The sequence below is a fragment of the Rhodoferax koreense genome (assembly GCF_001955695.1).
GTDB lineage: Bacteria > Pseudomonadota > Gammaproteobacteria > Burkholderiales > Burkholderiaceae_C > Rhodoferax_B > Rhodoferax_B koreensis.
The window spans coordinates 2,961,317-2,982,591 of record NZ_CP019236.1 but is presented as its reverse complement, the minus strand read 5'-3'; the positions used below and the strand labels follow the sequence as shown (position 1 = coordinate 2,982,591).

At 68.2% G+C, this 21,275-nt stretch carries 19 protein-coding genes; 9 read left to right on the top strand and 10 right to left on the bottom strand.

The genetic code is table 11. The features are described from left to right. Nucleotides 1-6: 6 nt before the first annotated feature. Entirely contained in the window at nucleotides 7-936 is a 930-nt protein-coding gene (locus tag RD110_RS13880) for an adenylate/guanylate cyclase domain-containing protein (protein ID WP_076200031.1), read from the bottom strand. A gap of 216 nt (nucleotides 937-1,152) precedes the next feature. Between RD110_RS13880 and RD110_RS13875 the strand changes: the two genes are divergently transcribed. Further along, nucleotides 1,153-1,509 (top strand): hypothetical protein, encoded by a 357-nt coding sequence (locus RD110_RS13875; RefSeq protein WP_076200030.1) that lies wholly within the window; start codon nucleotides 1,153-1,155, stop codon nucleotides 1,507-1,509. A gap of 7 nt (nucleotides 1,510-1,516) precedes the next feature. Here the strand turns inward: RD110_RS13875 and RD110_RS13870 are convergent, their stop codons facing one another. The 4 genes from RD110_RS13870 to RD110_RS13855 form a co-directional block, all read right to left on the bottom strand. Next, on the bottom strand, nucleotides 1,517-2,548 hold the full coding sequence (locus RD110_RS13870; RefSeq protein WP_076200029.1) for an LD-carboxypeptidase: 1,032 nt from the start codon (nucleotides 2,546-2,548) through the stop codon (nucleotides 1,517-1,519). 34 nt (nucleotides 2,549-2,582) lie between these two features. Continuing rightward, nucleotides 2,583-3,671 (bottom strand): tRNA adenosine(34) deaminase TadA, encoded by a 1,089-nt coding sequence (gene tadA, locus RD110_RS13865; protein WP_076200028.1) that lies wholly within the window; start codon nucleotides 3,669-3,671, stop codon nucleotides 2,583-2,585. An 83-nt stretch (nucleotides 3,672-3,754) separates the two neighbouring features. Next, nucleotides 3,755-3,982, bottom strand: coding sequence for a hypothetical protein (locus RD110_RS13860; RefSeq protein ID WP_076200027.1), 228 nt, complete (start codon nucleotides 3,980-3,982; stop codon nucleotides 3,755-3,757). A gap of 89 nt (nucleotides 3,983-4,071) precedes the next feature. Beyond that, entirely contained in the window at nucleotides 4,072-4,710 is a 639-nt protein-coding gene (locus tag RD110_RS13855) for an FMN-binding negative transcriptional regulator (protein ID WP_076200026.1), read from the bottom strand. A gap of 77 nt (nucleotides 4,711-4,787) precedes the next feature. Here RD110_RS13855 and RD110_RS13850 point away from each other — a divergent pair, with 77 nt between their 5' ends. After that, nucleotides 4,788-5,897: a DUF72 domain-containing protein gene (locus RD110_RS13850; RefSeq protein WP_076200025.1), complete on the top strand. Its 1,110-nt coding sequence runs from the start codon at nucleotides 4,788-4,790 to the stop codon at nucleotides 5,895-5,897. A 34-nt stretch (nucleotides 5,898-5,931) separates the two neighbouring features. Next, the gene (locus RD110_RS13845) at nucleotides 5,932-6,189 is read left to right on the top strand and encodes a hypothetical protein (protein WP_076200024.1); all 258 of its coding nucleotides are present in this window, start codon (nucleotides 5,932-5,934) and stop codon (nucleotides 6,187-6,189) included. Here RD110_RS13845 and RD110_RS13840 read toward each other — a convergent pair whose 3' ends face one another. Continuing rightward, nucleotides 6,190-6,810 (bottom strand): 2'-5' RNA ligase family protein, encoded by a 621-nt coding sequence (locus RD110_RS13840; RefSeq protein WP_076200023.1) that lies wholly within the window; start codon nucleotides 6,808-6,810, stop codon nucleotides 6,190-6,192. 130 nt (nucleotides 6,811-6,940) lie between these two features. Between RD110_RS13840 and RD110_RS13835 the strand changes: the two genes are divergently transcribed. Further along, nucleotides 6,941-11,371, top strand: coding sequence for a DEAD/DEAH box helicase (locus tag RD110_RS13835; RefSeq protein ID WP_076204961.1), 4,431 nt, complete (start codon nucleotides 6,941-6,943; stop codon nucleotides 11,369-11,371). Here the strand turns inward: RD110_RS13835 and RD110_RS13830 are convergent, their stop codons facing one another. Both RD110_RS13830 and RD110_RS13825 read right to left on the bottom strand, forming a co-directional pair. Further along, nucleotides 11,372-12,586: an MFS transporter gene (locus RD110_RS13830; RefSeq protein WP_076200022.1), complete on the bottom strand. Its 1,215-nt coding sequence runs from the start codon at nucleotides 12,584-12,586 to the stop codon at nucleotides 11,372-11,374. Between the two features lie 88 nt (nucleotides 12,587-12,674). Continuing rightward, nucleotides 12,675-13,688, bottom strand: a complete 1,014-nt coding sequence (locus RD110_RS13825; RefSeq protein WP_076200021.1) for a lysylphosphatidylglycerol synthase domain-containing protein — start codon at nucleotides 13,686-13,688, stop codon at nucleotides 12,675-12,677. A gap of 203 nt (nucleotides 13,689-13,891) precedes the next feature. Here RD110_RS13825 and RD110_RS13820 point away from each other — a divergent pair, with 203 nt between their 5' ends. The 5 genes from RD110_RS13820 to RD110_RS13800 are packed head-to-tail and all read left to right on the top strand — an operon-like array spanning nucleotide 13,892 to nucleotide 19,475. After that, a complete protein-coding gene (locus tag RD110_RS13820; RefSeq protein WP_076200020.1) occupies nucleotides 13,892-15,016 on the top strand; it encodes a sugar ABC transporter substrate-binding protein in 1,125 nt (374 codons plus the stop codon). Between the two features lie 4 nt (nucleotides 15,017-15,020). After that, nucleotides 15,021-16,571 (top strand): sugar ABC transporter ATP-binding protein, encoded by a 1,551-nt coding sequence (locus RD110_RS13815; protein ID WP_076200019.1) that lies wholly within the window; start codon nucleotides 15,021-15,023, stop codon nucleotides 16,569-16,571. Continuing rightward, a complete protein-coding gene (locus tag RD110_RS13810; protein WP_076200018.1) occupies nucleotides 16,571-17,563 on the top strand; it encodes an ABC transporter permease in 993 nt (330 codons plus the stop codon). The genes RD110_RS13815 and RD110_RS13810 overlap by 1 nt, the downstream gene beginning before the upstream one ends. A 5-nt stretch (nucleotides 17,564-17,568) precedes the next feature. After that, a complete protein-coding gene (locus RD110_RS13805; RefSeq protein WP_239467035.1) occupies nucleotides 17,569-18,537 on the top strand; it encodes an ABC transporter permease in 969 nt (322 codons plus the stop codon). 11 nt (nucleotides 18,538-18,548) lie between these two features. Then, complete coding sequence (locus RD110_RS13800) at nucleotides 18,549-19,475, top strand: SMP-30/gluconolactonase/LRE family protein (protein ID WP_076200016.1); 927 nt, start codon at nucleotides 18,549-18,551, stop codon at nucleotides 19,473-19,475. A 79-nt stretch (nucleotides 19,476-19,554) separates the two neighbouring features. Here RD110_RS13800 and RD110_RS13795 read toward each other — a convergent pair whose 3' ends face one another. Together RD110_RS13795 and RD110_RS13790 are read right to left on the bottom strand one after the other, a co-directional pair. Continuing rightward, the gene (locus RD110_RS13795; RefSeq protein WP_076200015.1) at nucleotides 19,555-20,688 is read right to left on the bottom strand and encodes a branched-chain amino acid ABC transporter substrate-binding protein; all 1,134 of its coding nucleotides are present in this window, start codon (nucleotides 20,686-20,688) and stop codon (nucleotides 19,555-19,557) included. A 186-nt stretch (nucleotides 20,689-20,874) separates the two neighbouring features. Next, nucleotides 20,875-21,273, bottom strand: coding sequence for a hypothetical protein (locus tag RD110_RS13790; protein ID WP_076200014.1), 399 nt, complete (start codon nucleotides 21,271-21,273; stop codon nucleotides 20,875-20,877). Nucleotides 21,274-21,275: the final 2 nt, after the last annotated feature.

The following is a 21,275-nucleotide window of genomic DNA, read 5'->3' as shown; positions in this document are numbered from 1 at the left end:
GTCAAATCAATAGAGCGAGGGGTGCGAGACGCTGAGCGAAAAAATCACCGTGGGTGAGCTCAGGTCGTTGAAGGGCACGCCGAGCGCGATCTCCCCGTGCCCGTGCAACAGGCACTCGTCGCGGCGCAGCGGCACGTCGGTGTCGCTCCCCGCGAACCGCACCCAGGTGCCGAAGCTGCTGAGATCGACGAGCACGAAAGCGCCGTTGCGCCACTCGATGCGCGCATGCAGGCGGGAGACGCGCGGATCGTCGACCAGGAATTCGGCCTGCGCCGAGCGGCCCAGGTGCACCGGCATCTGGGCCGAACTCAGCGTTTGGCTCAGGTTGAGGTACGACAGGTGGATCTGCCCTTCGCTCTGGGCATCTCGACGGCTGATCTGGCCGAGCGTGGCCTGCATGGTGACGTTGCCGCCGATGCCGGTTTCCTGCCATTCGACGCGGTACAGCGACAGCGGCTCGAGCTTGCCGCGCAAGGTGACCGGCCCGAGGCTCAGAAAGCGCACGCCCAGGGCGTCGTCGAGCTGGTCGACCACCGCTTCGGTGGCCCAGATCTGGTTGGCGCCGGACAGGTCGCTGAGCCGCGAAGCCACGTTGACCGCGTCGCCGTAGCAATCGCCGTCGACCTCCACGACTTCCCCGCTGGCGATGCCGGCCTTGATCTCCATGCGGATCGCCGCCGGCCACTTCAACAGCCGCAACTGGTGGCCGCGCTGGATCTCGATGACCGCATTGGCCGCGTCGCTGGCGGTGGTGAACACGGCCAGCACGCCGTCGCCGAGCTTCTTGACCACCCGCCCCTGGTTGGCAACACATACGTCGCCGATCCATTGCGTCAGCCGCGTGACCGCCCGCGTCGCTTTTTCGTTACCCAATGCATCGAAAAAAGCGGTGCTTTCGGTGAGATCGGCGAAAACGACGGTGGCTTGTACGCCCATGCTGGGGAGATTGGTTTGGGAAGCGGAAGTTGACTTTCACAGTTTAAAGGATTGGATCGTTTTTCAGCTGCGATGTGACTTATTACCTGTGCTTTCAAGCCAATTTAGTGTTTTCGCGACAGACCTCGTGCAAATCCTGCGTTCAATTGTTACGTTTTTGCTTACATCCGACGGGCTTGGTCGCATTAAGCTGCGCAGCTTCCAAAGACGACCCCCATGCGCTGGAACAAAGATATCCTCCTCAGCAGCTTGCATAGCCTGCTCGGCCACGGCAGTTCGCGCCCGGCGCGCCTGGCGAAGGGCGGCTCGGCGCCTGCGCGGCTCGAGGCCGTGCGCGCCGCCATGCTGGCCGAGCTGGAGCGCGCCGAGCCGGTGGGCTTCGAACACGTAATGAAGCGGCTGGAACTTGCGCGCGACGCCGAGGCCCTGTGGTTCCTCCGCGCCGATCTGATGGCCGCGCTGAACGTGCTGATCGGCGACCACGCCGCGCAACGCAGCCTCGCGCGGATCACGCCGCTGTTCCGTGGCCTGCTGCCGGCCAGCCTGAATTCGCGGCCGAGCCGCCTGGGCTGAATTTCCCTCAGTGCCGGTGATGGCCGTGATGGCCATCCGCGCCATTTGCGCCGTGGGCGGCATGGGCATGGCCGGTGTGGCCGACATGCCCCCAGAACATCAGCGCATCCCGGCCTTCCACCGCCAGTTCGATCTCGGCGCCGATCGGCAGCAGCACCTTCGTCGGCACATGGCCGAACGGCAGGTTCGTCAGGACCGGCACCTTGAGCCGCGCCTGCAGCCAGGCGACCACCGTGGCCATGCGGAACGTGCCGTCGTGCGGCACCTTGGTGTAGCTGGTGAACTGGCCGAGCACGATGGCCTTCTGCCGCGCGAGCACGCCCGCGTGCAGCAGTTGCGTCAACATGCGTTCGATCCGGTAGGGATGTTCGCCCACGTCCTCGAGGAACAGCACGCCACCCTTGATCTCGGGGAAATACGGCGTGCCGACCTGTGACACCAGCACCGCGAGGTTGCCGCCCCACAGCGTGGCGCTCTTGAGGTGGAAGTCGGCGCCGTTCGCCTTCTTCTTGGCGGCAGCGGCCGCCAGCGGCGTTCCTTCGGCCACGTCGGCAGCACCGATGCGCCAGCCCGTGCCTTCCCCGTTGCCGCTGGTCAGGTCGTCGAAACAGGCTTCCATGATGTCGTCGGGCGTGCCTTCCACGCCGAAGTCCTCGCCCAGCGCCGGCCCGGCCCAGCTCAGCGTGCCGGTCTTGGCCAGCATGGCGTTCTGCATGGCGGTGAAATCGCTGAGGCCGACGAACTGCGTGCCCTTCTCCACGGCCTTGGCCAGCGCCTTGTAGGGCAACTGGTCGAGGATGCGCGTCAGGCCGTAGCCGCCGCGCGAGATCAACGCCACGTCGGCACCGCTGGCGGCGGCGCGGGTGATGGCCGCAACGCGGGTGGCGTCGTCGCCGGCAAAACGCATGTGGCTCTTGAGTGCCGCCTCGTCGATCTCGACCTCGTAACCCAGGCCCTCGAGCCGCTTGACGCCGCGTTTGAAGGCCGCCTTGTTGCGCACCGCGCCCGAAGGCGAATAGATGTAGATATGTTTTTTCACGGGCGTCAGTATCCCATTGAAGGCGTGGGCCTCGTCACGGCGCGATCGAGCGCAGGGCAAGCCGCGCTTGGGCCGCGGCCGCCTCGTCCTGCGGCTCGGGCCGCATCCCCGCGAAGGCCCGGACCGCCGCGCGGAAGCCCCTGTCGGGAAATGGCGCCGCGTCGCCGGCTTCGGCCTCCTGGCTGTGCGGGTCGGTGGCGGCGCCCATATCGACCACCTGCAGGCCCACGAAGCGCGCGGGCGCGGCCGCCGCCAGGGCCAGGCCGAGCGGTTCGCTCCCAGGGGCCACGACGAGCACGGTGCCCCCCAGGTCCAGCCGCTCGATCAGTTCGAGCATGACCTGCCGGTGCCAAGCGAAGTTGTGCGCCGCTGCCTTCTTGGGCTTGTCGCTCTTGCCAAAGCCGACCAGGTCGGGCGCCACGACGCGGTAGCCGGCGGCCAGCCAGGACGGGATCATGTGGCGGAAGCGGTAGCTCCAGCCCGGGCTGTCGTGCAGGCACAGATAGGTCAGGCCCGACGGGGTATCTGCCGCACCTTCATCGAGGTAGTGCAGACGCAGGCCGTCGAGCGCGGGCAGGTCGGCGATGTAGTGCGGCGGCCACGGATAGTCCGGCAGGCTAGCAAAGGCCGCATCCGGGGTGCGCAAAGCGTCGTCGCGCAGCGGGTGGTTGGCCTGCGCCTGGGCGCGCCGGGTTTCGCGGCGCGCACGGAAAAAGTCCTGCAGCAGAGCTCCGCAGTCCTCGGCCATTACGCCGGGCTGCACCGCGGTCTGGTGGTTCAGCCGGCGCTCCGCAAAAAGATCGAGCACCGATCCCGCGGCGCCGGTCTTGGGATCGGCCGCGCCAAACACCACGCGGCCGATGCGCGCATGCAGCATCGCGCCGCTGCACATGGCGCAGGGCTCCAGCGTCACGTAAAGCGCGCAGCCGTCGAGCCGGTAATTGCTCAGCGCCTGCGCGGCCGCACGCAGCGCCACGATCTCGGCGTGCGCGGTCGGGTCGTGGCCGCCAATCGGCGCATTGCGGCCGGTGGCGATGACCCGGCCGTCCTTCACCACCACGGCGCCGACGGGCACTTCGCCGGCCGCCGCCGCCTGGCGCGCCTCGGCCAGCGCCAGTTGCATGGCTTCAATGTCGTTCAATGGGTGGGCTTCACTACCATTTTCATAGCTCACTGCGCAGTCTGCATCTGCGTCAGAGGCCGATTTCATGGTGAATCCTCGGACAGGGGCCGCGGCTGCTGCATCGCGCCTTCGATGGCCTTCTTCACGTCCTGCTGGATCTGCTGGCTTTGCTGCCGCACCGTGCCGCTGGCCGGCGCCGATGCCGCGCCCACCGGCATCACCAATGGTTTCGGCGCGAGTTGTTTTTTGGCCAGCACGCCGACCAGCGCCAGCACGACCACCAGGCCGATCAGGCTGAACACGCCTCGCATGTCAGTGCCGCCCGGCCGCCCGAAGGCACTGAGCCGCCCCCTCGGGGGGCCGCGATCCGCAAAGCGATGGGCGCGGGGGCCTTTTCATCTCAGTGCCGCCCGGCCGCAGGCACCATGCCGAGTTGCGCCATCCATGCCGCGAGCGCCTGTTCATCGGGCGTGCCGGCGGCGTACATGGCCAGCATCTTTTCGTGCGCCTCGGGCCGGTGCTGGTTCAGCTTGAGCTTGCATTCGAGCTGGGTCACGCGCAGCTCGAATCCCACGATGCCGGCCAGCATCTTGTGCGCGAATGCCTCGCCGAGGTCACGCCACTGCTTCGCGTAGGCCGGCTCGTGGTCGCCGATCAACTGCTTGAGCAACGCGTCCTTGGCCGCCGGGTCCTCGATGAGCCGGGCCTCCACCGTGCAATGCACGGCCAGGTAGTTCCAGGTCGGCACACGTGCGAGGTCGGGATACACCTGTGGCGACAGGTAGGCATGCGGTCCGAGAAAAGTCACGACCGCCTTCGGCCGCGCCTGCAGATAGCGCCAGTGCGGGTTGGGCTTGGCCACGTGGCCGAGGAGCAGCATGTCTTCGGTCTCGCCATCGGCCACCAGGTGCAGCGGCAGATGGGTGACGAACGGCAGGCCGTCTTCGTCGTTGCTGATGAGGCTCGCGAACGGATGCTCGGTGATCAGCCGGACCGCATGGGCGCGGTCCTTGGCCTTGAACTGGGGCGGCAAATACATGGTCTGTGACATGGTGGCTGGACTTTACTGCTTTTGCGCGGGGTCCCATCCACGGCGCAACACGCGAAAATGCGCGGGTGACCAACCAGAACGCCCTCTTTCCCGAGTTCGAAGACGACCAGACGGCGTCGGAGCCCATCCGCGTTCCCACCCCGCCTGCCGCCGCGAAACGCGCCAAGGCGGCCAAAGCCGCGGAAACGGTCGGCCTGGTCCCCCCCGACGACGCCACGCTGGCCCTTTCCGAAGCGCTGCCGCGCCGGCTCCGGCTCGGCACCTCGTCGTGGACCTATCCCGGTTGGGCCGGCCTGGTGTGGGATGGCGACCATGCGCAGACCGCCCTGTCGCGACACGGTCTGGCCGCCTATGGCCGCCATCCGCTGCTGCGCACGGTGAGCCTGGACCGCAACTTCTACCGTGCGCTCACGGCCGCGCAGTACGCGCGTTACGCGGGCCAGGTGCCGGATGGCTTCCGTTTCGTCGTCAAGGCGCCGAGCCTGGTCACCGATGCGCTGGTGCGCGCCGAGGACGGCCGCGGCATGCAGGCCAACCCGGCCTTCCTCGACCCCGAACTCGCGGTGCAGGAATTCGCCCTGCCCGCGCTCGAAGGCCTGGGCGCGAAAATCGGCGCGCTCGTCTTCCAGCTGAGTCCGTTGCCGCCGGTCTTGCTCGGGCGAATGCCCGAAGTGCTGGCGCGCCTGGCCCGGATGCTGGCCGCGCTGCCCGCTCTGAAATCCGTCGCGTCCGACGCCGTGGTTGCGGTGGAAGTGCGCGACCCGGCCTTCGTCACCATCCACGCAGCAGGTTTTGCCGCCGTGTTACGCGAGGCCGGCGCCACCTACTGCCTCGGCTTGCATCCCAAGCTGCCGCCGATCGCCGAGCAACTGCCGATGCTGCGCGCGCTGTGGCCCGGACCGCTGGTGTGCCGCTGGAACCTGAACCGCATCCACGGGCCGTATGGCTACGAGGAGGCGGAGAAACGCTACGAACCCTTCGGCCAGGTCCTCGACCCCGATCCGGAAACCCGCGCGGCCCTGGCCCGCGTCGTCGCCGGCACGGTGGGCCGCGGGCAGAACGCCTTCGTGACCATCAGCAACCACGCCGAGGGTTCGGCGCCGCTGACCCTGCGGGCGTTTGCCCAGGATGTGGCCGATCTGCTGGATCCATATGAGGCAGCAGGCCCGGGATAATCAACGCATTGCATCCAACCGAAAGGCCGCCACCATGAACGACCAAATCGCCGCCGCCCTGCATGCCCTGCTGATGGCCCAGGCCGGGCAGATCCGGGCCATGCAGGTGATCAACGACACCCTCATCACCACCATCGGCCGGGCTTCGCCCGAACTGCTCGACGCGCTGAACGAAAGCATCGGCACGGTGACGCACTGGGGCGCCGAGAACCTGGAGGAAGGCAGCCTGGACAGCTACCACGCCATGATCGGCAGCACGACGCGGCTCATCGAGACGCTGCAGGACAGTTGATCAGCCATCCAGGCGCCAGCGCGCCAGCGGCACGTGGGTGCTGTTGCCGAGCAGGCTGTGCACCAGCACGAATTCGCTCACGGGCCAGCTGATTTCCTCGATCGGCAATTCTTCCACGGCCCGGTCGTCGTACAGCAGGGTCACGTGCGGAGTGAACTGCGGTATGGCCCAGCGGCCCAGGCCGGTGCGCTGCATGGCCTCGCCCAGCGCATCGTGGAAATCCTTCAGGCCCCTGATGCCCGGACCATCGCTGCCGCCACGCAGCACCAGCGGCCGGTTCGAGGGCTTGCTGTCGAAGCTGGCCGCGCGGTCGAAGCCCACCCGGAACGGCGCCATCCGCACCGCGTCGCCGGCCGCCCGGGCGTTGCGCACCAGGTCGGGTGGCAGCGCGGCATAGTCGCCCATGAAATGCACGGTGGCATGGAAGCGCTCCGGGGCGATGGGTTGGCCGCGCAGGCTGAGCTCGGCGCGCAGCCGTTGGGCCAGCGGCGCGATGCGCGTGGTGGCGGTCGGCCAGCTGGGATAGACCGCGAACAGCAGGCGATCCGTGGCGCGTTCCGGCGGAAAACCCTCGAACGTGAGTTGGGCCGGGTTGTACGCTTTGCGAGCAGACTGGGGCATGGGTCACTCCATCGACATCGAGCACAGGCGGCCGATTCTGCGCCGCATCGTCGCGGCAAAACGTAAGAAATTGGAAACCCCTGCCGGTGTCGCGGTTGCGGTTGACCGCCTGGCCCCAAAATGGGTGGGCATGTCCCCTGTGTCGTCATCCCGCCGCCCCGTTGCTAGCCCGGACGCCCTTGCCGGATTCCACCCTGCGGTGGGCGCGTGGTTCCGTTCGCACTTCGCCGGCGGCGCCACGCCCGCCCAGCAGCAGGCCTGGCCGCTGATCCAGAGCGGCCGGCCCACGCTGGTGGCGGCGCCCACCGGTTCAGGCAAGACGCTGACCGCCTTCCTGGCGGCGATCGACGCCCTGGTGCGCGACAGCGCCGACCACGGTGGCGCACTGCCCGACGAGACCACGGTGGTCTATGTCTCGCCGCTGAAGGCCTTGTCGAACGACATCCGCATCAACCTGCAGGCGCCGCTGGCAGGCATCACGCGCGAGCTCGAGAAGCTGGGCCTGCCCGACCCGGGCATCCGCGTGGCCGTGCGCACCGGCGATACGCCGCAAAAGGAGCGGCAGCGCATGCGCAAGACCGCGCCGCACATCCTCGTGACCACGCCGGAATCCCTGTACGTGCTGCTGTCTTCCGATGGCGGCCGTGCCATGCTGGGCAAGGTCCGCACGGTGATCGTCGACGAAATCCATGCGGTGGCCGGCGGCAAGCGTGGCAGCCATCTGGCGCTGAGCCTGGAGCGGCTCGACGCGCTGTGCCGGTCATCGGGGCAGGCGCGGCCGGTGCGCATCGGCCTGTCGGCCACGCAGAAGCCGCTCGACGCAGTGGCGCGGTTCCTGGTCGGCGGCTCGGGCGATGGCCTGAACAACGACTGCGGCATCGTGGACATCGGCCATGGCCGTGCGCGCGATCTGGCCATCGAGCTGCCGCCGGTGCCGCTGGAAGCGGTGATGGCCAACGACGTGTGGGAGCGCGTCTACGACCGCATGGCCGAACTCGCCGTGCTGCACCGCACCACGCTGCTGTTCGTCAACACCCGGCGCATGGCCGAACGCACGGCGCGGCATCTCGCGGACCGGCTCGGCGCCGAGGCGGTGGCCGCGCACCACGGCAGCCTGGCCAAGGAATACCGGCTGGACGCCGAGCAACGGCTCAAGCGCGGCGAGTTGCGCGTGCTGGTGGCCACGGCTTCGCTGGAACTCGGCATCGACATCGGCGACGTGGACCTGGTGGGCCAGGTCGGCTCGCCGCGCAGCATCGCGGCCTTCCTGCAGCGTGTGGGCCGCTCCGGCCACCATGTGGGCGGCACACCCAAGGGGCGGCTGTTTCCCACCTCGCGCGACGACCTCGTCGAATGCGCGGCCCTGCTCGACTGCGTGCGCCGCGGCGAACTCGACACGCTGCGCATCCCGCGCGCGCCGCTGGACGTGCTGGCCCAGCAGATCGTCGCCGAAGTGGCTTGCCGCGAATGGTTTGAGGACGCATTGTTCGCGCTGGTGCGCGGCGCCGAGCCCTATGCCGCACTCGACCGCGCACACTTCGACGCCGTCGTCGCCATGCTCTGCGAAGGCAACCGGGGCAGCGCGGGCGCAGGCGTCGGGGCCCGCGGCGCCTACCTGCACCGCGACACGGTCACCGGCACGCTGCGCGCGCGGCGCGGCGGCCGGCTCACGGCCGTCACCTCGGGCGGCACGATTCCCGACAACGCCGACTACACCGTGTTGCTCGAACCGCAGGGCCAATCGGTCGGCACCGTCAACGAAGACTTCGCCGTGGAGAGCCTGGCCGGCGACGTGTTCCAGCTCGGCAACACCTCGTACCGCATCGTGCGCATCGAAACCGGCAAGATGCGCGTGGAAGACGCCCAGGGCGCGGCGCCGAACATCCCGTTCTGGCTCGGCGAAGCGCCGGGGCGCAGCGACGCCCTGTCGGCGGGTGTGGCGCGGCTGCGCGGGGAGATCGACGGTCGGCTCGAGACCGGCCGGGACGTGGCGGTCGACTGGCTCGTCGACGAGCCCGGCCTGCATGCGGACGCGGCGCGGCAGATCGTCGACTACCTCGCGCGATCGCGCCAGGCGCTCGGCGCCCTGCCGACGCAGGACACGCTGGTCATGGAGCGTTTCTTCGACGAATCCGGCGGCATGCAGCTGGTGATCCACACGCCTTTCGGCAGCCGCATCAACCGCGCCTGGGGCCTGGCCCTGCGCAAGCGTTTCTGCCGCAGCTTCAATTTCGAACTGCAGGCGGCGGCTTCCGAAGATGCCATCGTGCTGTCGCTCGCCACCAGCCACAGCTTCGTGCTCGACGAGGTGTGGCGCTACCTCAAGTCCGCGAGCGCCGAACACCTGCTGGTGCAGGCCCTGCTCGATGCACCGCTGTTCAACGTGCGCTGGCGCTGGGCCGCCACCACGGCGCTGGCCCTGCCGCGTTTCGCCGGCGGCCGCAAGGTCGCGCCACAACTGCAGCGCATGCGCAGCGACGACCTGCTCGCCTCCGTGTTTCCGGACCAGGCCGCCTGCCTGGAGAACATCGTCGGCGAGCGCGAACTGCCCGATCACCCGCTGGTCGAACAAACCCTCGACGACTGCCTGCACGAGGCCATGGACTGCGAAGGCTGGCTGGCGGTGTTGCGCCGCATCGAAGCCGGCACCGTGCGCCTCGTCGCGCGCGACCTGCCGGCGCCCTCCCCGCTGGCCATGGAAATCCTGAACGCGCGGCCGTATGCCTTCCTCGACGACGCACCGCTCGAAGAGCGCCGCACGCAGGCCGTCATGGGCCGGCGTTGGTCCGACCCTGAATCCGCCGACGACCTGGGCGCGCTCGATGCACAGGCGATCCAGGCCGTCGCCGAAGACGCCTGGCCGCGCGCGCGCAGCAGCGACGAGGTGCAGGAGGCCCTGCTGAGCCTGGTCTGCGTCACCGAAGCCGAAGCCGCCGCCAACGATGGCTGGCCGGACTGGCTCGCGGAACTGGCGCGCGGCGGCCGGGCTGCGCGGTTGACGAGCGTTGACGGCGCCGTTCTATGGGTGGCGCTCGAACGGCTCGCGTGTGTAGCGGCGGCCTGCCCCGGTGCGCGGCTCGAGCCCGCGCTGAAGCCGCCCCAAAAGAGCATCGAGACACGCGAGGACTGGACGCAGGAGACGGCCATCGTGGAGATCGTGCGGGCCCGGCTCGGCGGCTTCGGCCCGCAGACGGTGGAGACCATCGCCGCACCGCTGGGGCTTGAGGCCGGTGCGATCGGGCAGGCCTTGGTGCAGCTCGAGACCGAGGGCTACGTGATGCGCGGCCGGTTCACGCCCGGTGCCGACCAGGAAGAATGGTGCGAGCGCCACCTGCTGGCCCGCATCCACCGCGCCACGCTCAAGCACCTGCGCCGCGAGATCGAGCCCGTCGAACGGCAGGACTTCATGCGCTTCCTGCTCGACTGGCAACACCTCTCGCCCGATACCCGCCTGCAGGGCCAGGACGCGCTGCTGGAGGCCGTGGCCCAGCTCGAAGGCTTCGAGGCCGCCGCCGGCGCGTGGGAGGCCGAACTGCTGCCGGCGCGGCTGAACGGCTATGCCGCGCCCTGGCTCGACAGCCTGTGCCGCGCCGGCAAGCTGGTCTGGACCCGGCTCGGCGCGCCCGCCAAGGCCGCTGGCGGACCGGTGCGCACCACGCCCATCGTGTTGCTGCCACGGCGCCGACTCGGGCTCTGGAATGCCCTGCCCCAGGCCGCCGGACCACCCGAGGTGTCGCCGCGCGCAGAGCGGGTCCGCGCCGCCTTGTTGCGCGACGGGGCGATGTTCTTCGACGAACTGCAGGCCGACGCCCGGCTGCTGCCCGCGGAGCTCGAAGACGCGCTGGGTGAACTGGTCTCGACCGGCCTGGTCAATGCCGACAGCTTCGCGGGCCTGCGCGCGCTGCTGTTGCCGCAGGCCAAGCGCAGCAGCCATGCGAACACACGGCGTCGCCGCACGGGGGCCGCGCCGAGCCCCATGGAAGAAGCCGGCCGCTGGGCGCTGCTGCGCCGCGGCGACATGCCGTCGGGCGAAGCCGCCACGCCGTCACGCCGCAGCCGGACCGATCCCGAAGCGCTGGAACACGTGGCGATGACGCTGCTGCGCCGCTACGGTGTGGTGTTCTGGCGCCTGTTGGAACGCGAAGCCGCCTGGCTGCCGCCCTGGCGCGAGCTGCTGCCCGTGCTGCACCGGCTGGAGGCGCGCGGCGACATCCGTGGCGGGCGGTTCGTGGCTGGGCTTGCGGGCGAACAGTTCGCGCTGCCCGAGGCGATCCCGATGCTGCGCGAGGTGCGGCGGCGCGCGCCGGACGGTCACCTGGTGTGTGTTTCGGGTGTCGACCCGCTGAACCTGTGCGGCACGCTGCTGCCGGGCGACAAGCTGCCGGCCTTGACGGGCAACCGCGTCGTGTTCCAGGACGGTCTGCCGATCGCGACGCTGGTGGCGGGTGAGATCCGCTTTCTGCGGGATACGGCACCGGCCGTCAGCGAGCAGGCGCGGCTGATGTTGCTCGGCCTGCCGTCGGCATCGCGCCTGAACGCGGCACTGCGCCTGCAGGCTTGATCAGGTCGAATGGGCCCGCACGGCCTTGCCGCCGCGCCGGCCGTTGCGCTCGCTGGCCAGGGACCAGGCGAAGATGCCCAGCCCGGCCAGGGCCAGCAGCGCGCCGACCCAGCCCGTGGAAGTCCAGCCCAGGCCGGCGCTGATGGCCACGCCACCGAGCCAGGCGCCGAGCGCGTTGGCCATGTTGAAGGCCGAATGGTTGAGTGCGGCGGCCAGCGTCTGTGCGTCGCCGGCCACGTCCATCAACCGGATCTGCAGTGCGGGGCCGATGGCAACCGTGGTGCCGATGAGGAACACGGTGATGCCCGCCGCAACCAGGTTGTGCGCCGCAAAGACAAACGCCGTGAGCACGAACATGGCCCAGACCAGCACGCCGCCGATGGTGCGCATCAGCGATTTGTCGGCCAGCCGCGAGCCGACCAGGTTGCCGGCGACCATGCCCAGTCCGAACAGCGCCAGCACCACCGGCACGCCGGCGACCGACAGGCCCGTGACCTCCGTGAGCGTGGGCTTGATGTAGCTGAACACCGAGAACATGCCGCCGAAGCCGATGGCCGCGATGCCGAGCGTGAACCACACCTGCTTGCGCTTGAGCGCGCCGAGTTCGCGCCAAGGGCTCGCGCCGTGTGCCGCGGCGAGGTCGGGCACCTCGCGCCGGATCATGACGATGGCCAGCAGGCCGATCAGTCCCACGAAGACGAAGGCCGCCCGCCAGCCGAACAGCTGGCCCAGCCAGGCCGCGATCGGCACACCGACCAGCGTGGCACCGGTCAGGCCGAGCATCACCAGGCCGACGGCCCGGGCACGCCGCCCCGGAGGCGCCAGGGTCGCGGCCACCAGCGCGGCCACGCCGAAATAGGTGCCGTGCGGCAGCCCGGTGGCAAAGCGCAGCAGGTTCAGCGACAGGTAGCCCGGCGCCAGCGCGCTGGCGAAATTGCCCAGCGCGAACACCGCCATCAGGGCGATGAGCAATGTGCGCCGGCCCCAGCCGGCGGCCAGCACGGCCAGCAACGGCGCGCCGATGACGACGCCCAGCGCATAGGCGCTGATGACGTGGCCGGCCTGCGGGATGCTGACGGCGATGTCCTTCGCCACTTCGGGCAGCAGGCCCATGATGACGAATTCACCGGTGCCGATGGCGAAGCCGCCCACGCCGAGCGCCAGCACGGCGCGCAGCAGGACGCGGTTGCGTTGATCTTCTGAAATATCTGTCATTGGTGGCGTGCGCCGAACGGCGAGAACCTAGTGTTTACCCTAGGTTCAACCTTATCACATCGACTGCAGAGCTGCAGCCGCGCACCAATCAGGAGGGCTGCGCCGGCAGGTTCGCCGATGGTGCGCCGTGGGCCGCGTGGTAGCGCTCGAGGGTGGCATACAGGACCAGGCCGCCGACCAGCGGCAGCAGGTAATACAGTGCACGGTAGGCCAGCACCGCACCCATCAACCGGCCCTGCCCCACCGTGCCGGCCAGTAGCGCGATGTACACCGCTTCGAGCACACCCAGGCCCGCCGGGATCGGTGTGAGCACGCCGACGATCGACGCCGCCAGCAAAACGCCCAACGTCATGCCGTAGCCGACCTTTTCGCCGAGCAGCAGATACATCGCACAGCCCATGAGCGCCCAGTTTGCGGCCGAAATCGCCAGTTGCACCAGCGCCAGCTGGGGCGACGGCAGATGCAACGCCTTGCCGCGCACACGCCATTCGCGGCCGCGTGCGACGGCACAGGCGACGACGTAGCCGGCGGCCAGCAGCATCATCGCCACGCCGATGGCGCGCAACGTCGTGCTGCCAATGTGCGCCTGCTCGGGTGGCGCGATCAGGCCGGCGGCAAACAGCCCGCCAGCCAGCAGGCCATAGCCCAGCCAGTTGGTGGCCAGGCTGATGCCCACCACCTGGGCGACCGTGGCCTCGTCGAGTCCGGCGCGCGCATACAGCCGTGCGCGCAGCGCCACGCCACCGACCAGCGAGCCGAGGTTGAGGTTGAACGCGTAACTTGTCACCGCGATGGCCCAGGCCTGCCACCAGGGCAACGCATGGCGGGTATGGCGCCGTCCGATCAGGTCGAAGCAGCCATAGAGCGCGTGGCTGGCCGTGGCGACACCCAGCACGCCCAGCAGCAGCAGCGGTGGATAACGCTTGAGCGCCTCCCACGCGCCGGCCCAATCGACCTTGTGCGCGTGCGAAAGCAGCAGGCCTAGTACCAGCACGCCGAGCGCGGGCACGGCCCAGCGCCGCACGCGTGCCCAAACGGACACGGCCGTGGCACCCTGCGTCAAGGAACCCTGCGGTGGAATGGCAGCCGAATCGATGGACATGTTGCTGCGATTTTCGTGTCGACGAGCGCCCGCGCGACGCGGCGACGGGCGCCTTTCGGCGTAGGTTCAAACCGACGGCGCCGAGGGGTGACCGACCCAGGTGCCCCTGGCAAGCAGGGTAAGCCCTAGCGGTTGGCAAAAGGCAGATTTGTATGATAACCCGGCAACTTTGGTGCCCAGATCCACAACAACAGGAGTCAAGAATGAAGCATCGTTTTCGGATGGCCGCGGTTCTGGCGGCGCTGGCAAGCTCTGCCGCCGCGTTCGCCGCCGGCCCGTCCGTCGTCAGCGGTCCCGGCGAGAACCCGGGCTGTTTCAAGCCCTGGGACGCCAACACCAAGTACTTCCAGTGGCCGGCCAAGAAAGGTCCTTACCGCATGGCACTGGCCAACGGCTTCGTCGGCAACACCTGGCGCATCCAGATGATCAAGATGGCCAAGGCCTATGCCGCCACGCCGGAAATGAAAGCCCAGCTCAAGGAATTCAAGATCGTCTCCACCGGTACCGATGTGGCGGCGCAGATCGCGGCCATGGACAACTTCATCAACTCAGGTTATGACGCGATCATCACGCTCGCGGTGAATCCCGCCGCGTTCGCCCCGGTGATCCGGCGCGCCAACGCGGCCGGGGTGGTCGTCGTGCCTTTCGACAACGTGCTCGACACCGACCAGGTGATGATGGTCAACGAGGACCAGACCAGCATCGGCTCGCAATCCGGCGAATGGGTGCTGAAGAACCTCAAGGCCAAGACCGGCAAGCTGCTCGAGGTGCGCGGCCTGCCCGGCAATTCGGTGGACCGCGACCGCCACCTGGGCTTTCGCAAGGTGGCCGAGGCGCCGGGCAACAAGTTCGAGATCGTCGAAGTCGTCGGTAACTGGGACGACGGCACGGCGCAGAAGGCCGTGGCCGACGCGGTGTCGGTGCACAAGAAGTTCGACGGCATGTTCGTGCAGGCGGGCTCCACCGGCGCCGTGCGTGCGCTGATCGACGCCAAGCATCCGATGATCCCCGTGGCCGGCGCCGACGAGAACGGTTTCCGCAAGCTCTGCGCGGCCAATGCCAAGGATGGGCTGTTGTGTGCCTCCATCGGCCAGTCGCCGGGCCTGGTGGCGATCTCCATGAAGGCCGCGGTCGCGGCCCTGCAGGGCAAGGTCATGCCGCAGATGATCTCGGTGCCGATTCCGCAGGCCACGCACCCGAACTTCAAGGCGGGCGAGAACTTCTACCCGGACCTGACCGACAACTTCTTCACCACCAACGAATTCCCGGCCTGCGATGTCAATCTGAAAGCCACCGACATCATGTCGAAAGACGAAAAGAACAACTAGGCCGATGCAGAACGCCCGTGAGCCCGTCCTGCAACTCGTCGACATCGCCAAGCGCTACGGCGGCGTGCGGGCGCTGGAACGCGCGCAGTTCGCCTGCGCGCCCGGCCGCGTCCATGCGCTGCTGGGCGAGAACGGCGCGGGCAAGTCGACGCTGATCAAGGTCATGACCGGCGTGGTGCAGCCCGACGAGGGCCGCATCCTGCTCGAAGGCGCGGAACGTCGCTTCGCGCATCCCAAGGAGGCGGTGGCCGCCGGCATCGCCTGCATCTTCCAGGAACTGTCGCTGATGCCGAGCCTTTCCGTGGCCGACAACATCTGCATCACGGATCCGCCCACGCGTTTCGGCCTGGTGGACCGCCGCGCGCAACGGCGCATCGCCGAGGCCGCGCTGGCGCGTGCGGGCGCCGAAGACATTCATCCGCTGGCGCCAGTGGAATCGCTCACCCTGTCGCGCCGGCAGCTGGTGGAGATCGCCAAGGCGCTGGCGCGCCAGCCGAAGATCCTGATCCTCGACGAGGCGACCTCTGCGCTGACCGCGGCCGACGTGCTGCGTGTGTTCACGCTGCTCAAGCGGCTGCGCAGCGAAGGCATGGCCATCGTCTACATCTCGCACCGCATGAACGAGATCGCCGAGCTCGCCGACGACTGCTCGGTGTTCAGGAACGGCAGCCACGTCGCCACCTTCGCCGCGGGCAGCCGCAGCGATGCCGAAGTCGTGGAGATGATGATCGGGCGCAACATAGAACACGCTTTCCCGCCCAAGCCTGCGCCGAGGCCGGCCACGGCGGCGCCCGCGCTGGAGACGCGCGGCCTGTCGTGGAGCAACCGCCTGCATGCCATCGACATGGCGGTGCGGCCGGGCGAGATCGTCGGGCTTGGCGGCCTGGACGGACAGGGCCAGCGTGAATTCTTCCTGGCGCTGTTCGGCGTGCTGCGGGGGGTAAGGGGTGAGGTGTTGCTCGACGGCCGGCCGATCGAGGTGCAGAGCCCCAAACACGCGAAGCGCCCGGAACTGGGCATTGCCCTGGTGCCGGAGGACCGCAAGACCGACGGCCTGATGCTGCCGATGTCGGTCAACGACAACCTTGGCTACGCGTCCCTCGACCGGCTGAGCCGCGCCGGTGTGCTGCGCCGCGACGACGAGAGCGCGGCCGTGGCCGGCATGGTGCGGCGGCTGTCGATCAAGGTGGCCGATCCGGGTGTGGCCGTGGGCACGCTTTCGGGCGGCAACCAGCAGAAGGTGGTGATCGGCAAGTGGCTGCTCAATGCGCCACGCATCCTGCTGCTGAGCGACCCGACACGCGGGATCGACGTCGGAACGAAGCAGGAAATCTATGCGCTGCTGCGCAAGCTGGCCGAGGAAGGCGTGGCGGTGCTGCTGTATTCGACCGACTATGCCGAGCTCATCGGCTGCTGCGACCGGGTGGCCGTGTTCTACGACGGCCGCATCGTGCGCTGGCTGGCCGGACCCGAATTGACCGAACACGCGCTGGTGGCCACGGCGCTCAATCTCGAAACCGATCTCGAAACCCAACCCGAAAACATCGCCGCCTGATGTCTTCCAAACGCTCCGACTGGTATTTCCGCCTGCGCGAGCACCGCGCCACGCTCATCGCGGTGGCGCTGTTCGCCGTGTTGTTCGCCGTCTACATCGCCAAGCACCAGATCGGCTGGACCGTGCCGGTGCTGACCACGGCCGCGAACAAGGGGGTGCTGCTGGCCGTGGTGGCCATGGCGCAGACCCTGCCGGTGCTTACCGGCGGCATCGATCTGTCCGTGGGCATGGTTTTCGTGCTGGCGAATTGCCTGGCCTCCTACCTCGTGGTCGGCACGCCGCTGCAGGCGGCCGGTGGCGTGGTCGTGGTGCTCGCGGCCGGCGCGTTGTGCGGCTTTCTCAACGGGCTGATCATCGTCTACGGCCGGCTGCAGCCGATCATCACCACGCTGGCCACCGGCATCGTTTACTACGGCCTGGCCTTGGGCCTCAGGCCCGTGCCCGGCGGCGACGTACAGGCCGGGCTGGCGGATGCGCTCACGGGCGCCCTGCCCGGCGGCGTGCCGGCGATGATCGCCGTCCTGTGCGCCACCGTCGTGCTGGTGTGGCTGCCCTACCGGCGTTCGGTGCTGGGCCGCGCGGCGCTGGCGATCGGCTCGTCGGAAGCCGCGACCTACATGTCGGGCGTGGCCATCGGCCGCACCAAGATCGTCACCTACACGCTGGCCGGGCTGCTGGCGGCGGTAGGCGGCCTGCTGCTCACCTTCGTCACCTTTTCCGGCGAGGCCTCGTCGGCCATCGGCGGCGTCTACACGCTGAATTCGATCGCCGCGGTGGTGATCGGCGGTACCGTGCTGTCGGGCGGCGCGGGCAGCGCCATCGGCTCGATCTTCGGCGCGTTCGCATTGCGCACCATCGGCGACCTGCTGTTCGTGTTCGACCTCGAGCCCCTGTGGCAACCCCTGTTCCAGGGCGTGATCCTGCTGACGGCGGTGAGCTTCGGCGCCGTGCGCCTGCTCAAGCTCCAGAACCGGCTCGACCTCTACCGATGACCCGCATGTCCAGTCTTGCCCTGCGCCTGAGAAGTTCCGAACACCTGCCCGTGGCCGCCGGCGCGGCCTGCACGCTGGCCTTGCTGCTGTTCGGCAGCCTGTACTCCAGCAATTTCCTGTCGCCCGACTACCTGCTGCTGCAGTTGCAGATCGCGTCGTTCCTCGGCGTGGTGGCCACGGGCGCGATGCTGGTCATCCTGCTCGGCGGCATCGATCTCTCGGTGCCCTGGGTGGTGACGGTCGGCGGCATGATGTCCACCGCGGCGGCCGGCTGGTGGGGCGAGTCCGGCGCCGTGTTCGCCATTCCCTTCGGCATCCTGTGCGGCGCGGCGCTGGGGCTGTTGAACGGCATCGGCGTGGCCTACCTGCGCGTGCCGTCGATGATCTTCACCCTCGGCATCAATGCCGTGGCGCAGGGTCTGATCGTGCTGCAGACCGGCGGCTTCGCGCCGCAGGACCGCGCCACGCCGGCCATGCACCTGATCGCGACCGGCCGCTCCTGGTTCGGCCTGCCGAACGCGTTGCTGGTCTGGGCCGTGGTCGGCGCGGGCACGATGTTCCTGCTGCACCGCACGACGCTGGGCCGCTCGATCTATGCCATCGGCAACCGCGAACGCGCGGCTTATCTCTCGGGTGTGAACACGCGGTTCGTCACCCTGCTGTGCTTTGTGATCGCTGGCGCCTGCTCCGCCGCGGCGGGCGTGCTGCTCACGGGTTATTCGACCAAGGCCTACCAGGCCATGGGCGATGCCTACCAGTTGCCGGCCATCGCCGCCGTGGTGCTGGGCGGCACCAACATCCTGGGCGGGCGTGGCTCCCACCTTGGCACGGTGGTCGGCGTGGTGCTGATCACGCTGCTGCAATCCATCCTGTCGGTGATGCAGATCTCCGAGATGGGCCGGCAGGTGACCTACGGCGTGGTGATCATCGGCATGCTCCTGATCTACGGCCGCGGTCGGCGGCATTCGGCTTGAAGAGAAAACCCATGGAAATTGCCTTCACTCCCAGCTTCGAAGTCCTGGACCCGCGCTTTCGCGGCCTGGTGTTCCCCAACGTGCATGTGGAAAAACTCCACACCGGCTGCCGCTGGGCCGAAGGGCCGGCCTGGTTCGCCGCGGGCCGCTATCTGGTCTGGTCCGACATTCCGAACGACCGCATGCTGCGCTGGGACGACACGGATGGCTCGGTGTCGGTGTTCCGCCAGCCGGCGCTCAACACCAACGGCCACACGGTCGATCTGCAGGGCCGGCTCGTCTCCTGCGAACACCGCGGGCGCTGCGTCTCGCGCACCGAGCACGACGGCAGCCGCACGGTGCTGGCCTCGCACGTCGACGGGAAACGGCTGAATTCGCCCAATGACGTGGTGGTCAAGTCCGACGGCAGCATCTGGTTCACCGACCCGAGCTACGGCATCGACAGCGACTACGAAGGCGACGCCGCTCCGAGCGAGATCGGCGCGTGCTGCGTGTACCGCATTTCACCGGACGGCCGCCATGTGGCCAAGGTGGCCGACGGTTTCGTGCAGCCGAACGGGCTGGCGTTTTCGCCCGACGAATCCCTGTTGTACATCGCCGATACCGGTGCCACGCACCAGGCCGGCGGGCCGCGCCATATCCGCCGCTTCGGGGTGGTCGACGGCCACGGCCTGAGCGGGGGCGAGGTGTTCGCCGAATCCACGAACGGGCTGTTCGACGGCTTCCGCATCGACAGCCGTGGCCACCTGTGGACGAGTGCCGGCGACGGCGTGCATTGCTACACCGCCGAGGGCCAACTGATCGGCAAGATCCTGCTGCCCGAAGCCGTGGCCAACGTCTGCTTCGGCGGCGCCAAGCTGAACCGGCTGTTCATCTGCGCGACCACGTCGCTGTATGCGGTGTATTTGAACGCGCGCGGCGCAGCCCGGCCAGGATGAAAAAAAGCCCCCGGATTCCGCAGAACCCGGGGGCCTCGTTGGGGCGGCGGCCACCTTGCGGTGGCCGCGTGCCATCGGCTTAGTTCAGCGCCGTCTTCTTGCCGTCCTTGTAGACGTACAGGGTGATGGCCGGGTTCTTCAGTTCGCCGTTGGGCTCGAACTGGATCGTGGTCGTCACACCCTTGAAGTTGCTCTTGATGAGTTCAGGCGTGTAGACCTTCGGATCCACCGAGTTGGCGCGCTTCATGGCATCGACCAGCAGGTAGGTGGCGTCGTAGGTGTACGGGCTGTAGACCTGGAACTGGCCAGGGTACTTGGCGTCGTACTTGGCCTTCCATGCCGTGCCGCCAGGCATCTTGGCCAGGGAAGCGCCGCCTTCGGCGCAAACCACGTTTTCCAGCGTCTTGGCACCGGCGGCCAGCTTGGCCACTTCCGAGGTGCAGATGCCGTCGCCGCCGAAGTACTTCACGTTGGACAGGCCGAGTTGCTCCATCTGGCGCAGCATCGGGCCGGCTTGGGGGTCCATGCCGCCGTAAAAGATCGCGTCTGGCGACTTCGACTTGATGGAGGTCAGGATGGCCATGAAGTCGGTGGCCTTGTCGGTGGTGAACTGTTCATCGACCACGGTCATGCCCTTGGCGATGGCCGTCTTCTTGAACACGTCGGCGACGCCCTGGCCGTAGGCGGTACGGTCGTCGATGATGGCGACCTTCTTCAGCTTCAGCGCGTCGGCGGCATAGAACGCCAGGCCGGCGCCCAGGGCGTTGTCGTTGGCGATGATGCGGTAGGTGGTCTTGTAGCCTGGCTTGGTCAGGTTGGGGTTGGTGGCCGCGCCGGTGACGTGGGGAATGCCGCAGTCGTTGTAGACCTTGGAAGCGGGAATGGTGGTGCCCGAATTCAGGTGGCCGACCACGCCGGCCACCTTGGCGTCGCACAACTTCTGTGCGGCGGCCGTGCCCTGTTTTGGATCGGCCGCATCGTCTTCAGCCTGGATTTCGAACTTGATCTTCTTGCCACCGATCACGATGTTCTGCGTGTTCAGCTCTTCGATGGCCATGCGCACGCCGTTTTCGTTGTCCTTGCCGTAATGGGCTTGCGCACCGGAAACCGGGCCGACGTGGCCAATCTTGACCACTTGCACGTCTTGTGCAGAGGCCATGCCAGCAACGGCGGCAATGGCGGCAGCGACGGTCAGTTTCAACTTCATTTGCATAAATACTCCAGTGATGAAAATAGCTTCAAGCCAATAACTCTGTGAATGTCAAAGTTCACGAGCGACACAATAGCGCAATTTCCTGGCCCAAGATATAGGGAACACACGGGTGCACTATTGGGTATACCAGGCGCTGCACGAACCGTGCCTGAATGGCCGGCGGACGGGGATAGGCGCTGGCCGCATTCAGCGCGGGTTGCGGGTGGCCAGCTCATCGGCAACAGCGTCGGACACCGATTGCCGCACCACGAATTCGATTTCCTCGCGCAGCCGCGGCACCAGCAGCTGCGTTTGCGCCAGCACCATGGCGGAGACGGCCTGTTGCAGGCGTTGCTCAAGCGACAGGTCGACGCGCTGCATCACGCGGTGGATGATCTGGTCTTCCAGGGTTTCGGTGGCGACGACATCGAGCATTGCCTTGGGCTCGGCGGTGGGGTCCGATTCGGCGGACAGCTGGGACAGGGCAGGCACGAAGGCCGCCGGTGCCACCGGTTCCGGCGGCGACATCGGAGACGACACCGGTTCGTTCTGCACCACTTCGGTGAGCGTCGGGACGAAGCGCGGCGGCGTGCGAGGCGTCTGCATGT